The sequence below is a fragment of the Roseovarius sp. CAU 1744 genome, from assembly GCF_039839345.1.
Lineage (GTDB): Bacteria > Pseudomonadota > Alphaproteobacteria > Rhodobacterales > Rhodobacteraceae > Roseovarius.
The window spans coordinates 406,045-422,066 of the sequence record NZ_JBDOQV010000004.1; the positions used below are offsets into that span (position 1 = coordinate 406,045).

General features: G+C 60.6%; 20 protein-coding genes. 3 read left to right on the forward strand and 17 right to left on the reverse strand.

Annotated elements, in window-relative coordinates; genetic code table 11:
- Nucleotides 1-21: 21 nt before the first annotated feature.
- The 10 genes from AAFO92_RS10705 to AAFO92_RS10750 all read right to left on the reverse strand — a co-directional run bounded on the left by AAFO92_RS10705 (nucleotide 22) and on the right by AAFO92_RS10750 (nucleotide 8,742).
- Nucleotides 22-729, reverse strand: a complete 708-nt coding sequence (locus AAFO92_RS10705; protein WP_347534862.1) for a c-type cytochrome — start codon at nucleotides 727-729, stop codon at nucleotides 22-24.
- A gap of 4 nt (nucleotides 730-733) precedes the next feature.
- Entirely contained in the window at nucleotides 734-2,059 is a 1,326-nt protein-coding gene (locus tag AAFO92_RS10710) for a c-type cytochrome (RefSeq protein ID WP_347534864.1), read from the reverse strand.
- Entirely contained in the window at nucleotides 2,043-3,311 is a 1,269-nt protein-coding gene (gene soxC / locus AAFO92_RS10715; protein WP_347534866.1) for a sulfite dehydrogenase, read from the reverse strand. Before soxC ends, AAFO92_RS10710 begins: the two co-directional genes overlap by 17 nt.
- Nucleotides 3,312-3,331: 20 nt before the next feature.
- Nucleotides 3,332-5,029, reverse strand: a complete 1,698-nt coding sequence (gene soxB / locus AAFO92_RS10720) for a thiosulfohydrolase SoxB (protein WP_347534868.1) — start codon at nucleotides 5,027-5,029, stop codon at nucleotides 3,332-3,334.
- An 89-nt stretch (nucleotides 5,030-5,118) separates the two neighbouring features.
- Nucleotides 5,119-5,961: a sulfur oxidation c-type cytochrome SoxA gene (soxA, locus tag AAFO92_RS10725; protein WP_347534944.1), complete on the reverse strand. Its 843-nt coding sequence runs from the start codon at nucleotides 5,959-5,961 to the stop codon at nucleotides 5,119-5,121.
- 49 nt (nucleotides 5,962-6,010) lie between these two features.
- Nucleotides 6,011-6,340 carry a thiosulfate oxidation carrier complex protein SoxZ gene (soxZ, locus tag AAFO92_RS10730; protein ID WP_347534870.1) on the reverse strand — a complete coding sequence of 110 codons (330 nt, stop codon included), beginning with the start codon at nucleotides 6,338-6,340 and terminating at the stop codon, nucleotides 6,011-6,013.
- A 16-nt stretch (nucleotides 6,341-6,356) separates the two neighbouring features.
- Nucleotides 6,357-6,779 (reverse strand): thiosulfate oxidation carrier protein SoxY, encoded by a 423-nt coding sequence (soxY, locus tag AAFO92_RS10735; RefSeq protein WP_347534872.1) that lies wholly within the window; start codon nucleotides 6,777-6,779, stop codon nucleotides 6,357-6,359.
- Nucleotides 6,780-6,802: 23 nt separating this feature from the next.
- A complete protein-coding gene (soxX, locus tag AAFO92_RS10740) occupies nucleotides 6,803-7,276 on the reverse strand; it encodes a sulfur oxidation c-type cytochrome SoxX (protein ID WP_347534874.1) in 474 nt (157 codons plus the stop codon).
- Between the two features lie 149 nt (nucleotides 7,277-7,425).
- Complete coding sequence (locus AAFO92_RS10745) at nucleotides 7,426-7,986, reverse strand: thioredoxin family protein (protein WP_347534876.1); 561 nt, start codon at nucleotides 7,984-7,986, stop codon at nucleotides 7,426-7,428.
- 15 nt (nucleotides 7,987-8,001) lie between these two features.
- Nucleotides 8,002-8,742 (reverse strand): cytochrome c biogenesis protein CcdA, encoded by a 741-nt coding sequence (locus AAFO92_RS10750; RefSeq protein ID WP_347534878.1) that lies wholly within the window; start codon nucleotides 8,740-8,742, stop codon nucleotides 8,002-8,004.
- 84 nt (nucleotides 8,743-8,826) lie between these two features.
- Between AAFO92_RS10750 and AAFO92_RS10755 the strand changes: the two genes are divergently transcribed.
- The 3 genes from AAFO92_RS10755 to AAFO92_RS10765 are packed head-to-tail and all read left to right on the forward strand — an operon-like array spanning nucleotide 8,827 to nucleotide 10,680.
- Nucleotides 8,827-9,192, forward strand: coding sequence for a hypothetical protein (locus AAFO92_RS10755; RefSeq protein ID WP_347534880.1), 366 nt, complete (start codon nucleotides 8,827-8,829; stop codon nucleotides 9,190-9,192).
- A gap of 6 nt (nucleotides 9,193-9,198) precedes the next feature.
- A complete protein-coding gene (locus tag AAFO92_RS10760) occupies nucleotides 9,199-9,582 on the forward strand; it encodes a metalloregulator ArsR/SmtB family transcription factor (RefSeq protein WP_347534882.1) in 384 nt (127 codons plus the stop codon).
- A gap of 42 nt (nucleotides 9,583-9,624) precedes the next feature.
- Entirely contained in the window at nucleotides 9,625-10,680 is a 1,056-nt protein-coding gene (locus AAFO92_RS10765; protein ID WP_347534884.1) for a YeeE/YedE family protein, read from the forward strand.
- 74 nt (nucleotides 10,681-10,754) lie between these two features.
- Here AAFO92_RS10765 and AAFO92_RS10770 read toward each other — a convergent pair whose 3' ends face one another.
- The 7 genes from AAFO92_RS10770 to AAFO92_RS10800 are packed head-to-tail and all read right to left on the reverse strand — an operon-like array spanning nucleotide 10,755 to nucleotide 16,006.
- On the reverse strand, nucleotides 10,755-11,543 hold the full coding sequence (locus AAFO92_RS10770) for an ABC transporter permease (RefSeq protein ID WP_347534886.1): 789 nt from the start codon (nucleotides 11,541-11,543) through the stop codon (nucleotides 10,755-10,757).
- On the reverse strand, nucleotides 11,540-12,262 hold the full coding sequence (locus AAFO92_RS10775; RefSeq protein WP_347534888.1) for an ABC transporter ATP-binding protein: 723 nt from the start codon (nucleotides 12,260-12,262) through the stop codon (nucleotides 11,540-11,542). Before AAFO92_RS10775 ends, AAFO92_RS10770 begins: the two co-directional genes overlap by 4 nt.
- A gap of 6 nt (nucleotides 12,263-12,268) precedes the next feature.
- Nucleotides 12,269-12,700, reverse strand: coding sequence for a hypothetical protein (locus tag AAFO92_RS10780; RefSeq protein ID WP_347534890.1), 432 nt, complete (start codon nucleotides 12,698-12,700; stop codon nucleotides 12,269-12,271).
- A gap of 11 nt (nucleotides 12,701-12,711) precedes the next feature.
- Nucleotides 12,712-13,308, reverse strand: a complete 597-nt coding sequence (locus AAFO92_RS10785) for an ABC transporter ATP-binding protein (RefSeq protein ID WP_347534892.1) — start codon at nucleotides 13,306-13,308, stop codon at nucleotides 12,712-12,714.
- Nucleotides 13,305-14,075, reverse strand: coding sequence for an ABC transporter permease (locus AAFO92_RS10790; protein ID WP_347534894.1), 771 nt, complete (start codon nucleotides 14,073-14,075; stop codon nucleotides 13,305-13,307). Before AAFO92_RS10790 ends, AAFO92_RS10785 begins: the two co-directional genes overlap by 4 nt.
- Nucleotides 14,065-14,979: an ABC transporter substrate-binding protein gene (locus tag AAFO92_RS10795; RefSeq protein WP_347534946.1), complete on the reverse strand. Its 915-nt coding sequence runs from the start codon at nucleotides 14,977-14,979 to the stop codon at nucleotides 14,065-14,067. The genes AAFO92_RS10790 and AAFO92_RS10795 overlap by 11 nt, the downstream gene beginning before the upstream one ends.
- A 55-nt stretch (nucleotides 14,980-15,034) precedes the next feature.
- Nucleotides 15,035-16,006: a YVTN family beta-propeller repeat protein gene (locus AAFO92_RS10800; protein WP_347534896.1), complete on the reverse strand. Its 972-nt coding sequence runs from the start codon at nucleotides 16,004-16,006 to the stop codon at nucleotides 15,035-15,037.
- Between the last annotated feature and the right edge of the window lie 16 nt (nucleotides 16,007-16,022).

Here is a 16,022-nt window from a genome sequence, read left to right on the forward strand (position 1 = left end):
TCTCCTCCCGTAGACATTTGTTCATTCATCAAGCTGGCTGAAATATGCGGCCAGCGCGGCAATCTCCTCATCTCCCAATCGGCCGGCCACCATCTGCATGACCGGATGTTTGCGTCTCTTGTCCTTGTAGGCATGCATGGCGATCACGAAATCCTCCTCGGGCCACAAGACAATCGACGGAATACCGTCATCGCCGCCCGCCGCCTGATGGCAGGTCGTGCACTCGCCACTCAGGTATTCGCCATATTCCGGGTCGCCCTTCAGCGCCAGGATGGCTGGATCCAGGTCATGGTCCGTCGCCGGAACTGTCGGATCAGCCTCGGGTATATCGGCGGGATCGTCCGAAAATGTGCGCAGATAGGCGATCAGGTTTGTTCGATCTTCCGCTGATTTCAGCCCGCGAAAGCTCATCCGTGTTCCGCTTGTTATCGCGCGGGGATCCTCCAGAAACGCATCCAGCGTTTCGGCGTGCCATTCCAGCCCGCCGGCCCCTGCGCGCTGAAAGCTCCGGGAATATCTGAAATCCGCGTGGCTGCCCGCTCGCCGGCCAAAAAGCCCGTTCAGATGCGGCCCGATGCGGTGCGTGGCGCTCTCTCCTATTTCGTGGCACCCCTTGCATTTGTTGAAGATCACCTTGCCTGCATCGACATCGGCCGTATCACCCGCGGCGGCGGTCGCTGCTGCGACAATCGCGGCGCTCAGGGTGAGGTTATGGCGTTTCGATGCCATGCGTTCAGCCATCAAAACTTTGCAAATAGGCAATTATGGCGGTGATATCGGCCTCTTCCTTCAGCCCTGCGAAACCCATCTTGGTGCCCTTCATATAGCTCTTGGGTTTGGCCAGAAATTCCGCCATCGCGGCCGGATCCCACACGCGGCCTTCTTCTGCCGCATCCTGGAACACGCTGGAGTAACCAAACCCATCCACTGCGCCAAACCCGCGACCCATCACGCCGTTCAAGTGGGGCCCTGATTTATTCTTGGCGCCGTCGCCCACCGCGTGGCACGCCTTGCACTTCTTGAAGACCTTTTCACCCGCGGCGATCAGTTGCGACCCGTCATCTGCGTCTTCAACGGTTTCCACTGTACCCGTGATGCCTGCCTCTTCAACAGGTTTCGGATCGGCCTTGGGTATGAAGGACGGCCCCGCGGCAGAAAAAGTCGGCAATCCCTCGGTGGAGGCATCATTCATGACGGAATTGGTGCCACCTTCATCCGGTGTCTCCACCAGGAAGACCGAGCGCATCGTGACCGCGACCTCATTCTTGCAGTTCTGCATGCAAGGCTCGGTGCGCCAGGCCGAGTATTCCTTATCTGGACGGTCATCGACGACGAAACCATCCCTGTTGTGCATGTCGATTTCGGTGAAATTCTCATGGCTGAGTTCGAAATCGTCATCCACCAGATCATTCGAATAAAGCAGGTAGGCGACGATCGCATAGGTTTCATCCGCGGTCAGCGTCCCTGCTTCGCCAAACGGCATGGAGCGATGGATGTAATCCCAGGCCGTTGACAGATAGGGCCAATAAGACCCCACGGTTTTCACCGGATCTTCGTCGGCCAACGTGTCAAAACCGCCGGCCAGGACCGGCCAGTTGTCCACACCTTCGGCGAAATCGCCGTGGCACGACGCGCATTTTTCGACAAAAACCTCCTCGCCGGTGAAAACGTCACCTGATCCTTCGGGCAGGCCGCGACCGTCTGGCAGAACGTCCACGTCCCAGGCTGCAACCTCTTCCGCGTGCGCGGTGCGCCCCAGCCCGTAACGGCCCTCGGCATCCGGCGCAGGTGCAGTAAGGTTCATGCCGGACCTCACCCGCTGCTTGGCCGCAGCCTGTATTTCGGCAATCGTGGACGCCAAAGCCGCAGCCCGTTCAGCTTCTGACTTGGCCCTGTCACTTGCGGCCGTCGCCCGGGTTTCCACCTGGTCAATCCGATCTTCAAGCAAGTCGATCTTGCTCTGGCCATAGTCGCGATTGGCTGCGGTGATTGCCACCGCCAGCGCCAGCGCGGTGCCGCCCGCTGCCGGAAGGAAGATTTGACTAAGAGACTTCGACATTCTCGGCGATCCCTTCTGCGCTCACGTACCAGGTCTGAATGCAATTGTTGTGGTAGACGGCATTTTCGCCGCGCTGCTGGCGTAGTTGTTCCTTGGTTGGCTGCACATAACCCGTTTCATCCATCGCACGCGCTTGCAGCAGCATCGGCACACCGTCCCAGAGCGTGTCCAGGTAAAAGCGGGTCAGCGCCTTGGTATCCCCCTGTTTGCCAAGGCGCGCGGTTTCCCAGGTGATGCCGCCATCCTTGGAGACATCGACGCGTGTGATCTGCCCATGCCCCGACCAGGCGAGGCCCGAAATGACCAACTGCCCCGTGCCATGCTTGATCGGCATCTGCGGGCTGGGCGAGGTGATGACCGATTTCGCATCCATCACCCAGGTCCATTTGCGCGCCGTGCCATCCTCGTAGACATCGGTGTATTTCGAGGTCTCTTCACGGCTCTCGACGGCCCGGTCGACAACCTCGATCCGGCGCAACCATTTGACCCACATGTTGCCTTCCCAGCCGGGCACCACCAGGCGCACCGGATAGCCATGTTCCATGCGCAGCGCTTCGCCATTGGCCTTGAAGGCGACCAGCACATCGTCCAATGCCTTTTCCATCGGGATGGAGCGCCCGTTCGAGGACGCATCCGCGCCTTCGACATAGACCCATTTGTCGGGCGTGACATCGGCACCGGCTTCTCGCAGAAGCGTCCGCAGTGGCACGCCGGTATATTCCATGTTGTGGATCATGCCATGCGTGAACTGCACACCGTTCAGCTGCGCGCCGGCCCACTCCATCCCGGTATTAGCCGCGCACTCGCAAAAATACACGTGGTTTTCGCGCGGGAACCGTTCGATATCGTCGTAGGTGAAGACCAGGGGCGTATCGACCAGCCCGTTTATCATCAGGCGGTAATCTTCCTTACGCAGCTCTATCGCGCCGGAGTGGTGCCGCTCGAACGCGCAGCCCTGCGGTGTGATCGTGCCATCCAGCGCATGAATGGGTGTGAAGTTGATCGAACTGATCGGCGAGGCCGTCAACCACTCCACATTGCGCCGCACCACATGGCTTTCAAAGCTGATCGGCAGGCCATATGGCGTTTCATCGACACCGGCACCGGTATAGGAGGCCCAATCCTGCAATTCAGTGATGAGCGGATCGGGCTCATTGGCCGCCGCCGCTCCAGCGACAGACCCGGCGACAGCCGCTGCACTGCCGCGCAGGAAGGCGCGGCGCGATGTGGTGGATTTGAAAAGATCGTCCATACCTGGCCTCTTCCCCCGTGCTATGCGCCTGTCACGTCAACGCTGTTGTTGGGTTGCACCGTCACGGTGCCCAGCTTCGCGATGTGGTTCTCGACCACGTCCCAGATCTGCGGCCCCTCGGTGCCTTCATTCACGCTGGCCCAGCCGGCCACGACGTAGGATTTCGCGGGATCGATCGCTTCGCCGGATTTCAGCAATGTCATGTTGCTGATCCGATCGCCTTGTGAGCGGCTGACATCGATGCTGTAGCCTAGCCCGCCGGTGCGCACCATATCACCGCCCTGCTGGTAGTAGGGATCGGGATTGAAGATGTTGTCGGCCACGTCTTCCAGCACCACCTTCAGGAACTCGCCGGTAAATTCGGTCCGATACGCCGCGCCATAGGTCATCGAGGTGACGTTCCAGATGTCCTCGCGCGTGATATCCTGCCCGGGGAGGAGTGACGGACCCCAGCGGACACCGGGGCTGAGCGCGATATCCGCCTCACGCTCTGAAATCAGCGCGTCGCAAACAAGGTCATCCCAGGTGCCGTTGAAATTGCCCCGGCGGTACAGCAGGCCTTCGGTCTGGCCGATCACCTCCGACAGTTCGGCCTCGTAAGGCGCGCGCTGTTCGTCGATCAGCGCGGCCATCCCGGCATCAGGCTCGATCACGTCTGAAAAGACCGGGATCAGCTTGTGGCGATAGCCCATCATACGCCCGTCGCGAATATCCAGATCGACGCGGCTGACGAATTTTCCGTTCGATCCCGACGGCACGATGATGGTCTCACCGGACAGAACCGGTTCCGGCAGCGCGTCATGGGTGTGCCCCGACAGGATCACGTCGATACCGCGCACCACCGTCGCCATCTTCTTGTCCACGTCGAAACCGTTGTGGCTGAGCACCACGACGCATTCTGCACCCGCGGCGCGCACCTCGTCGACCATGGCCTGCATGTTCTCGTCCCGGATGCCAAAGGCATATTCGGGAAACATCCAACCCGGATTGGCGATCGGCATGTAGGGGAAGGCCTGACCGATGACGGCGATTTTTGTGCCGCCGCGTTCGAACATCTTGTAGGGCGGAAAAAGCTCGGTCGGTTCGTCCCATTCAGCGTCAAAGATATTCTGGCCAAGCGCGGCAAAGGGCAGCGATTCAACAAGCTCGGCCAGGCGTTCGGATCCCAGCGTGAATTCCCAGTGGAAGGTCATCGCATCCGGGTTCAGCGCGTTCATCACGTTGACCATGTCCTGGCCTTGCGTGTGATAGCAGGTATAGGAGCCGTGCCACGTGTCCCCGCCATCCAGCAGGATCGCATCCGGCCGATCCGCGCGGATCGACTTGATCACCGTCGCCACCCGGTCCAGCCCGCCGACGCGGCCATAACCCTGTGCCAGGGCGGCAAAATCGCCGCTGCTCAGCGCATAATGGCTGGGGCTGCCATCATCGATCCCGTAGAGTTTGCGGAATTCTGCGCCCGTGACATGCGGCACAACGCCCTTGTTTTCGCCGACACCCAGATTCACCGACGGCTCGCGGAAATAGATCGGTTTCAGTTGCGCATGAATATCCGTGATGTGGATCAGCGAAACGTTCCCGAAGGTCTCGAACTGCAAAAGCTGGTCCTGTGTCAGCGCCTGCTGCGCCGCCAGCCGCGCCCAATTGCCGAAACCCGATGCGCCGACAAGAGCCGAGGCAGCCATTCCCACTTGCAGAAAATCACGACGCGAAATCATCCGGTGAATCCTCTCGCCACATATGCGCATGTTTGAATATCATGCGACTAAAGAAGCCCCGCACCTGTCGGATACGGGGCGTCTGATGCCTAGTTACGTACCGACGGGCCTTCGACACTCAGCCCGTTACCGCGGGACGCCACGTAAAGCTCAAGCGCCACGAATTCCGGTGAGCCAGGCTTGAAGGTATGCGCCCGCGTGTCCCGGATGCACCCCTTGAAACGCGCGTGTATCGCATTCAGCTTGGTGTTTTTCAGCCGGTATGTCGGAAAACCGTTGATCTGGCCCTGACTCAGATGGTCAGCCCGGATCATGTTGCCGTAGTTGTCCTCGTGGCAATTGGCACAGGACAGTTCCAACTGCCCGAAGCGGGTGTAATACAGCTCCTTGCCCTGTTCCCAGGTCGATTGCGCCGCACCGTCGATGGCCACATTCACCGGCATCCCCCGCGATACGGACGAGATCAGCGCCACCATGTTGACCATGTCGCCGCCGGTATATTTCCACGGCTCGGCCTCCATCCGGTTCTCGCGACAATCGTTGACCTGCATCTCGATCGTGCGGACCTCGCCGGCGGCCTCGTTCCACTTTGGATAGACCGCCCGCACCCCTTTCAGCGCCTCGGCGTTTTCGTGACAGGAGGCACAGGATTTTCCCGCCGCCCCGTCCACGACCTCGAACGCCTCGCGCGCGGCCTCGACCCCGATCATCCCGGGGTTATCGAAATCGTCCATCTGAACGGCCTGGGTTTCATCCGACCTGAACCGCCAGCCGGAATAGATCGTGCCGATATTTTCCAGATGTGCCGGTGCTTTGACTTCGGTGACCATCTCGATTTCGTCGTTGACGATTAGGTTATCCTCATCCGGTCCGGCTTGAACCGCTGTCGCAAATGCCAGGATCGCAACCGTGCTGGCCGCCCTTGTCTTGATGTGCTGCACGTCTTCCCTCCCTAGATGGCGCGCCTCCGCGAGTTTCGAATTATCCGACGGTGATCGCCTTTGTTTCCTCGTAAACGGACCCGTCGTCGTCATACCATGTGAACTTGAACTCACCGGATTCGGGGACGGCGGCCTCGAACTCGAAGAACGGGTTGGTGGAGATCGCCGGTTCCAGCGTGACGTCGATCACGTTCTCACCGTTGAAATCGCAGGTGAAGCGGTTGATGATCGAGCGCGGAATGACGTTACCGTCGTCGTCCTTGCGCTGACCGCTTTCCATCTTGTGACTGATCAGGGTCTTGATCGTTATCGCCTCGCCTGCCGCCGCCTTCTTGGGGACTTTGACGCGGGGTTTTGCATTCGATGCCATGTCTTTTCTCCTCGCCTCAGCCGCCGCAGCCGCCGATGGTAACCTTGATGTTGGCCGATGCCTTCTGGAACGAGCCGTCTTCCATCTGCGCGACGGCAACCACGTTCTGCGTACCGGCCAGACGAATGCGCGTCGCCGCGAAGCGCGACGGGTTCAGCGGCCCGAACTTGAAGGTCGCGACCTTGGGCGTCGGGTTGCCGTCGGCGAACAGCGCGACCATGGTTGCGCCGGGCGCAGCCACTTCGATCGGGACCGTGTTGCCGTTTTCCGCGATCTCGGGCGCCGTCAGCGTGATCGCCCCCTCGCCCAGACCGGCGCCACCGGTCAATTCCGCGATGGCGTCATCGGTTGCCGTCGCGAAGGCAGGCATCGCGCCTGCCCCTGTCACCGCAATCGCCGCGGTGCCGGAAACAAGCATTTGTCTGCGTGTCAGTTCCATGTTTTCCTCCGAAATTCTGGCTGTCACTCTTCCTTGAGCGTCATCAAATAGGCGACAACATCCTCGATTTGCTGTGCGGAAAGCAGCGGTTCGACCTCACCCTCATGCGCGTCGCCCGTATACGCGTCACCCAACCGGATGAACCCTTCGGTCTTGTAGAAGGACGGCATCACCGTGCCCTCGAACATGATCTTGGCATTCGCCACGATGCCGCGAATCTCAGCCTCGCTCCAGCGATCCGCCACACCGTCAAGCGGCGGGCCCACCTCGCCGTGAAAGGGAAGATGCTCAAGCGCCGAAACCTGATGGCAGGCAATACAGTTGCCCGCCCCCTTGTTCATGATCTCCGCCCCGGCGGCCGGATCTCCGGGTTGTCCGCTCAGCGAGACAGCAACCGCGCCATCGTCAAAGCTCACCTCCGTCGGCTGGACGATTTCAGCAAGTGCCGCAGATGCGCCTAGCGCCGCAAGCGCAGCCAGTCCAAATGCATATCTCATGCGCCCTCCCCTGAACGATTCTTATGGCTCCCTCGTCGGCACACTAACGCACGGATTCAATTTCACGCAACAACAAATTCAATTAAGTGAATTTTTGTATTTGTTCGCAAGCGCGGCAGTTCTTGCAATTTTACATTGCGCTAAACTGCTTACCCACCTTCCTCCTCCAGACGGCGCGCGTGATATTTCTGAAAGGGTTCTTCGCCCTCGTAGCGTTTTTCGACCACCCATCGCAGCATGCTCAGCGTTGTCCCCGGCCCGAAGGCCCCCGGCATGTTGGCTACGGCCGCCTGCGAGGCGATCGCATCATCGCCGACAGCCTCAGGGAAGAAATAGATGTTGGGGGTAAAGAGCGCGCCCCAACGCTTGACCATGTCCTTCTCCGCCATCGCGGTGCCGTCGAAATCTGTCACCTCGACGTCACCGAACATGTTGATCTGCACGACAAAGTAGTTGTCTTCGATGTATTTTGCGATCTCGTGTCGAACAAAGACCTCTTCATGCATCTTCTTGCAATAGATGCACCCGCGCTGCTCGATGATGACCATCAACCGCTTGCCCTCGGCAGTGGCCTCTTCCAGGTCCTCGGCCAGATCTTTGAACGTATCGCGCATCCATGCCGCCTTGTGCAGACCGTCATCACCGATCTCAGCGGCAGCGAGTTGCACGCCCAGGAACAGTGCCGCGCACAATGTCAGAAGTCGTTTCATGAAGAATCCTCCCTGTTAGCCAATGGTGCTGAACCACGGAATGTATTCGAGCATCCATTGCGCAATGATGTTGATGGAATTGGTCGCGATCAGGATGCCGAACAGGATCAGAAGTAGCCCCATCAGCTTTTCGATAAGCCCCAGATGCCTTCGAAAGCGCGCCATCCAGCGCATGAAGGGGCCGATGAACAGCGCCGCCAGTACAAATGGCAACGTCATACCCAACCCGTAGACAAACAATAGGCCAGCGCCCTGGCTTGCGGTGTCCTGCCCCGCTGCCGTGAACAGGATTGCAGCCAGCACCGGGCCCACACAAGGCGTCCAGCCAAAGGCGAAAGCCAAGCCAATGACATAGGCGCCCAGCAAACTCACATTGCTCGTGTTGCCCGCATCGGCGCGAAACTGCCGGTACAGGATGCCAATCCGGATCACGCCCAGGAAATGCAGCCCCATGGCGATGATGATACCCGCAGCGGCCCAGCGCAGAACGTCGAAATATTCCCGCACCAGCTGACCAAAGGCCGTGGCCGTCGCCCCCAGCCCCATGAAGACCGTGATGACGCCCAAGGCAAAACAACTCGCCGCCAGGAAGGCCCGCATCCGAACGGCACCCGAGATTTTCGTCTCGGTCGAAATGTGATTCATTCCGACCCCAGCCAAATAGCTTAGATAAAACGGAACGATAGGCAGGATGCAGGGCGACAGAAACGACAGCAGGCCGGCGATCAGCGCTCCGTAAATGGTCACGTCAAACATAGGTGATTCCGTCTCGCGTTCTTGAAGTATTCAAATATTAGATTATGATTGCCTTTGAAATCGCGTCAATTGGGATGACCTTGCATGCGCCTGTATGTACTCCTCCTGGCCACTCTCACTTGGGTACCGCTGCCGGCGCTGGCAGAGACATATCTGCTGATGGCAGAGGAACAGGGTTGCCATTGGTGTGCACGCTGGAACAAGGAGATCGCGCACATCTATCCAAAGACCGATGAAGGCAAGACCGCACCGCTGCGGCGCTATGATCTGCACAGCGAGACGCCGGAGGCCGCGCTGACGCGCCGTGTACACTACACGCCAACCTTCATCCTTGTTCACGACGGGCATGAGGTTGGGCGGATCGAAGGGTATCCGGGCGAAGATTTCTTTTGGGGGTTGCTCACCAACATGTTTGAACGTGCAAATATCTCATTGGAACAAACAGGCTAATCCGATATGACACTTCATGTGACGCCAGAAACCGACAGTTCAACCGAGACCGCATCGAGCCTGCCTGTACTCGACGCCAATATGTGCGCCGAAGACTTGGAAAAGATGATGCGCAACGCACAGCGCGCGTCGAATTTCCTCAAGGCCATCAGCCACGAAGGCCGCCTGATGATCCTGTGTCATCTCGCCTCGGGCGAAAAATCCGTAACCGAGCTCGAAGATCTGCTCTCCGCCCGCCAGGCCGCCGTGTCCCAGCAACTTTCGCGCCTGCGGCTCGAAGGGCTGGTCACGCCCCGTCGTGAAGGCAAGGCAATCTACTACAGCTTGACAGACGACCGCCCGAAGAAAATCATGGAAGTCGTCTACGATATGTTCTGCAGGGAAGACTGACCGGACATTGGGCCGGCCCTCTCCGGTTTGAGTGGACCGAGAATGTTGGAAACATTGGGAGAAGCAAACAGCGCCGCGCTGATCGGATTGATCGGTGGGATCGCGTTGGGGCTGGCGGCCCGTATCGGCCGCTTCTGCACATTGGGCGCAATCGAAGACCTGCTTTATGGCTCAGATGACAGGCGTATGCGCATGTGGGGCATCGCAATTGCCACGGCCATCATCGGCACGCAGACAGCATTGGCATTTGGCTATCTGGACGGTGCTGAAACCGCTTACCTGGATCGCGTCTGGAACCCGATCGGCACAATTGTCGGCGGGCTTCTCTTTGGGTACGGCATGGCGCTCAGCGGCAATTGCGGCTACGGCGCGCTCGCCCGCCTCGGCGGGGGTGATCTACGCTCTTTCGTGATCGTCATTGTCCTCGGCCTCTCGGCGTATTTTGTAATGTCGGGCCCGCTTGCGCATTTGCGCGTGTGGCTCTTTCCCGCCGACACCGGCGCAGTGACCCCCCAGGGCTTCGGTCAACTTGCCGAACGCACCATGGGCATCTCACCCGCGGTCACGGGGCTTGTGATCGGCGGTCTGATCCTTGCACTTGCGCTTTCCAGCCGGACCATGCGTCAATCCCCGGGCCACATATTTTGGGGTGTGATCGTCGGCCTTGCTATCCTGACCGGCTGGGTCGGCACGTTCTGGATCGCAATGACGGGTTTCGACGCCGAACCCATCGAAACCCACACTTTCGCCGCCCCGATCGGCGACACGATATTCTATGCCATGACCGCCTCCGGCAACGCGCTGTCGTTCAGCGTCGGTTCCGTACTCGGTGTCGTATCTGGCGCTGCGCTCGGCTCCTATTCCAAGGGGCATTTCCGCTGGGAAGCCTGCGAAGACCCGCGCGAGCTTAAACGCCAGATCATTGGTGCAGCCCTGATGGGTCCGGGTGCAATCCTCGCGGTTGGGTGCAGCGTCGGCCAGGGCATTTCCGCGTTCTCGGTTCTCGCCTACAGCGCGCCGGTTGCTTCGCTCGCCATTTTCGCGGGCGCGGCTTTGGGGCTTCGACAGCTCATCACCGGTTTTGCACCGGCGGAATAAGGTGAAGTCGTCAATCAGAAGCCGGGCACTTGGCCGCAACTGCGGCCTGGGCCAAAAATCGCATCAATCTCTGGTCACCGCCGCCGGGAGAGTCCGCGCGCAGGGTCATAGCCGACCAGTGCCAGCAGAAAGAACACCGCAAAGGACGCAGCAACCCAAAACAGGGCCGTCATGTTCGGGCTGGCATACAGCGCGAAACGGATCAGCTCGACCGCATGTGTGAACGGATTGAACGCACAGATGTCACGCAGCAGGTCCGAGCTTTCGGCCATCTTCCACAACGGGTAGAGCGCCGAAGACAAGAAGAACATCGGGAAAATCACGAAATTCATCACGCCTGCGAAATTTTCAAGCTGCCGGATCGTCGAGGATATCAGCAGGCCGAGCGCGCCCAGCATCAGACCGGTCAGGCAAAGGGCCGGCAACAGCCAGAGATAGCCCGCAGGTGGCATCGTGATGCCAAGCGCGGCGGCGATAACAAGGAAGACATAGACCTGCAGGATCGACACCGCGACGCCTGCCACCAGTTTCGAGAATAGAAGCCACCAGCGCGGCAGCGGAGAGGTCAGCAACAGCCGCATGGAGCCCATTTCCTGATCGTAAACCAGCGAGAGCGAGGATTGCATCCCGTTGAACAGCTGGATCATGCCGCAAAGGCCGGGCACGATATAAACCTCATAGGTGATATAGGTCTGGTAGGGTGGGATGATCGAGATGCCGAGTGCGGCGCGGAAACCGGCCGCGAAGACCACCAGCCAGACCAGCGGGCGCACCAGCGCCGCAAGGAAACGGCTGCGCTGATGCACGAAGCGCGCGGTTTCGCGCAGGACGATAGCGGCCAGGGACGTGAGGTACGGCTTCATGCGGCGTGCTCGCCCCCGGTCATCTGGATGAACCGTTCGATCAGCGGCTGATCCCCCGCGATCACGCCCGCCCGGTCATGCGCCAGAACCTGCCCCTGATGCAATATCACAACGTCATCCTCGGGCGCGATCTCATCCACCAGATGGGTGGCCCAGAACACCGTCAGCCCGTCCTGTGCCAGATCATGCACATGCTCGGTGATCGCCCTGCGGCTGGCGGTATCCAGCCCCACGGTCGGCTCATCCAGCAGCAGTATCTCGGGGTCATGGACCAGCGCGCGGGCAATCTCCATCCGGCGTCGGTGGCCACCATTGAGGTTGCGCACCTTCTCGGCGGCACGCTCGCGCATCGCCAGCCGGTCAAGCGCCGCGTCGATACGGGCCTGAGCCGCACGCCGCGACAGCCCGTGCAAGGCGGCGAAATAGCTCATGTTGCGGGCCACGCTCATGTCCAGATCCAGCGTCGGCTGCTGAAAGACCACACCCAGCTTTGCCAGCGCCGCACGGGGTTCGTGCGACAGGTCGTGACCGGCCACCAATATCTGCCCCTCGCCGGTGACGAATAGCCGGGTCAGCAGCGAAAACAGGGTCGATTTTCCCGCCCCGTTCGGCCCCAGAAGCGCGGTGAACCGCCCCGGCGCCAGCGAGAACGAGACATCCCGCAGCGCTTCTTTCGCGCCGTAGCGATAGCTCACGCGGCTGACGTCAAGCGTGCTCATGGCGCGCTACTGGATGATGATATCGACGCGCTGGCTTTCACCGCTTGACCCGGGAATGCGCAGGAAATACTGGCCCGGCTTGATCGCGATGAACTCGATCTCCATCGTGCCTTCGTCGTCGAATTCCAAGCTTTCGATGCCAAAGGGGCGCACCTCCAGATCGTTGATGACAATCTCATTGATCCAGATTGCGCGGAAAAAGCCCGAACCTTCAAGGGCCAGCTCGCCGGTGCCGTCCGAGGTGATCTCAAGCTCGTACCCGGTGCCGGATTTCAGCATCAGCGGCCCGTCGGCCAGCGGCTTGCCGACGCTCAGCGTGATCTCGTCCAGTTCCTCCATGTTGTCAGAAGAGAGAATGCCGGCAAAGCCATATTCATGCGCCGCGGCGGGGGCGGCGATCAGGGCCGCGAGAGCGATGGCAAGGATCGAATGTTTCATCTGGTTTCCTTTCAGTCATTCAGAAGAGTTGCGGGCGTACCGCCCAGGGTGAAGACGCGGGTTGCAAGCCGGTCGGCCTCGGCCCGCGAATGGGTGACGAACAGCATCGCGGGTCGTTTCTCGGCAATCAGGGTTTCGGTCAGGGCCAGCATGGTGTCCGCCGTGCCCGCGTCAAGCGAGACAAAAGGTTCATCCATCACCAGAAATTCCGGATCGCCGACGAAGGCGCGCGCCAACGCCAGACGCCGCTGCTGACCCAGCGAAAGCTGACCGGGGAACAGCCCCGCCTTGTCGCCGATGCCGACACGGTCCAGCATGGCGCGTGCGGTTTCCGCGGAGCAGTCCGGATGCAGCAGCGTCAGGTTCTGCAACACGCTGCGCCAGGGCAGCAACGTGGGCTCCTGAAACACGATCGCCATTCTGTCCGGGCGCTGCACGGTACCGCGGAAATCTCCGTCGATGCCCGCGACGATGCGCAACAGCGTCGATTTGCCGATGCCCGAGGGGCCAAGGATGGCAACGGTCTCACCCGCGGCAATCTCCAGCGAGATCGCGCCCAGAACCGGGCTGCCGTTATAAGCTTTTCCCTCGATATTCGCGTGCATCATGCCGCACGCCAGCGCCGCACGCGGCGCTCCCACGGTTGCAGGATCAGCCATTCGGCGGCCAGCATGACGGCGATGAACGAGAGCGCGTAGATCAGCACCATGCCTACGTCGAACAGTTGGAAATAAAGGTGGATCTGAAACCCGATCCCGTCCGAACGGCCAAGAAACTCGACCACCAGCACGATTTTCCAGATCACGGCGATACCCGAGCGTGCGGCCGCCGCGACAAACGGGGCGAGTTGCGGCAGCGTGATGTGGCGCAATCGCGCCAGCCTCGGCATTCGGTAGACCCGCGCCAGCGCATCAAGGTCGGGATCGAGCGCACGGGCCCCTTCGCGGATCACCGTGGTGACATTGGGCACCTTGTTGAGCGTGACGGCAATGATCGCGGCGGCCTCATTGAGGCCAATCCAGAGATAACAGAGCACGATCAGCACCAGCGCGGGCAGGTTCAGAAAGACCACCAGCCACGGATCAAGCCACCGGTTGATGCGCGCGAACCGCCCCATCAGAAGGCCCAGCATCAGCCCAAGGCTCATGGCCAGCACGAAGGCCCAGATCACGCGGATCAAGGTTTGCCCCAGATGGTAAGGCAGCGCGCCTGACCGCAGTTCCTGCAGAAAGGGTGCCCCCAACGCCAACGGCGACGGCAGCACCTGCGCATCACCGGTCAGGGCCGCGGCGATGATCCAGAGCGCGAAGAGCGCGAAGAGCGACAAAACCGGCACCGTGATGCCCCCGGGGCTGCCCTGCGGATCATTCGACATCGGCAAAAAGACCCGCGGGAAGGGTCGTGGCCTGCCCCACCAGCGCGTCGCCCCCCAGTTCGGCCATCAGCGCCAGAAAGCGGGCAGCATCGGCCTGATCGATGGGCGCACGATCGGGCATACCTTCGCGGAACCCCTTGCGCAGTTGGCTGAATTCGGCCTCTGTCGCGGCGCCCATCAGCGGTCTGATCGCCTGCCAGGCGGCATCGTCACGCAGCAACTCCTTGGCATCCTGCGAGGCATTGTAAAAGCCCTGTGCCAGGTCTGGATTCATATCCAAGAGGCTTTCCTTCATCACATAGCCCAGCAGAGGCGTGTCGGGGTTCAGCCCTAGCGAACTTGTCGCCTCGGCGACCGAGACCACCTCGCGCTGGCCCGCAGCCTTCATCTTGGCAAGGAAGTGCCAGAAATTGACCGTGCCGGCGGTCTCACCCGACAGCCCCAGCTTGAACATCAGCGGTGGCGCGCCGAATACCGGCTCGGTTTCGCTGTCGAGGTCCATCGCGTGGACCTGCGCCGCATAGGCCCGCAGGATCAGCCAGCTCTTGTCCAGCGGTCCGCCCGCGATACCGATCTTCTGGCCGCGAAGGTCGGCAAGGGATTGCACCGGACTGTCACCGGCCACCACCAGCCCGCCCACCGCTTTCGAATAGGGGATAAAGACGTAATCCTGACCCGCGGCCCGCTGCCGTGCCGCCCAGATCCAGTCGGCGACAGCCACATCCGCCGTGCCCCCGGCCAACGCGACCCGCGTGGCGCCATTGTCGGCGAAAGGCTGCACCTCCAGCCGGAATCCGTGCTCTCGGTCCAATTCGTTCCGGACGATGGTCTGCAGTTCCCAGTTGACCGTGCCGATCTGCAACACCGCGACCCGCAGCACCGGCAAATCTCCGGCCTGCGCCATCGAAGCCACAACCAGCGCCAAGAACCCTGTCAGCCGGGCGATCACCGGGGGGGCCTCAGTTCGGCGCAACCACCACCCCCCAGGGCTGCTGCCCCACCTGCACCGACTTGATTGCCTTGCGCGCGGCCACGTCGATGATCGTGACATCGTTCGAGTTACCGTTGGTGGTGATCAGGTATCTCTGATCCGGCGTGAACCCCAACTGCCAAACCCGCTGGCCGGTGATGATATAATCCTCGACCTCGTAGGTTTCCGCATTGACCACCGCCACCCGGTTCGCCGGACCAAGCGCAACGAACAATGTCTTGCCATCTGACGTGACCTTGGCGCCGACGGGCTGCAGCCATTCGGGCAGCACGCCGGGCACTTCAAAGCCGATCTTGCGGGTTAGTTCTGGCGTGCCGTCCTCTGCGATGTCGATCACGCTGACGGTTCCACCGATCTCAGAGGTGACAAAGAGTGTCTTGCCGTCATCGGTATAGGTGGCATAGCGCGGGCGTTGATCGACAAGGATGTTGTGCTTGATCTTGTAATCCCCGGTGTCGATGAAATGCGCCATGTTCGTGGTTTCGGAGGTGTTGATGACGAAACGGGTATCCGGGCTGATCGCCATGCCCTCGGGCTCGACGCCGACCGGCACCTCGGCCAGCACGGTGTGTTTCTCGGTATCGACCACGGTGACAAGGTTGTCATCCTCATTGGCGATATAAAGCGGGTTGCCCGAAGGGTGCAGGATGAAAAGTTCGGGATCGGGGCCAGAGGGCAGCGTGTAGAGTTCCTCATAGCTTTCGGCATCAAAGACGCGCACGGTATCGTCATCCGAGGCGCAGACATAGAGCAGCTTCCCATCCGGGCTGATGGTGATGCCGCGCGGGCGGTTGCCGGCGGGAAACTCGGTCAGGACCTCCCAGCTTTCGCTGTCGAGCACGGTGACCGTGTTGCCCTTTTCATTGCTGACATAGACCTTGTTGGCCAGCACCGGACCAGCAATAAATGTCATCATACAAGCAGTCAGAAGGGCTTTCATTTGGAAACTCCTGTCG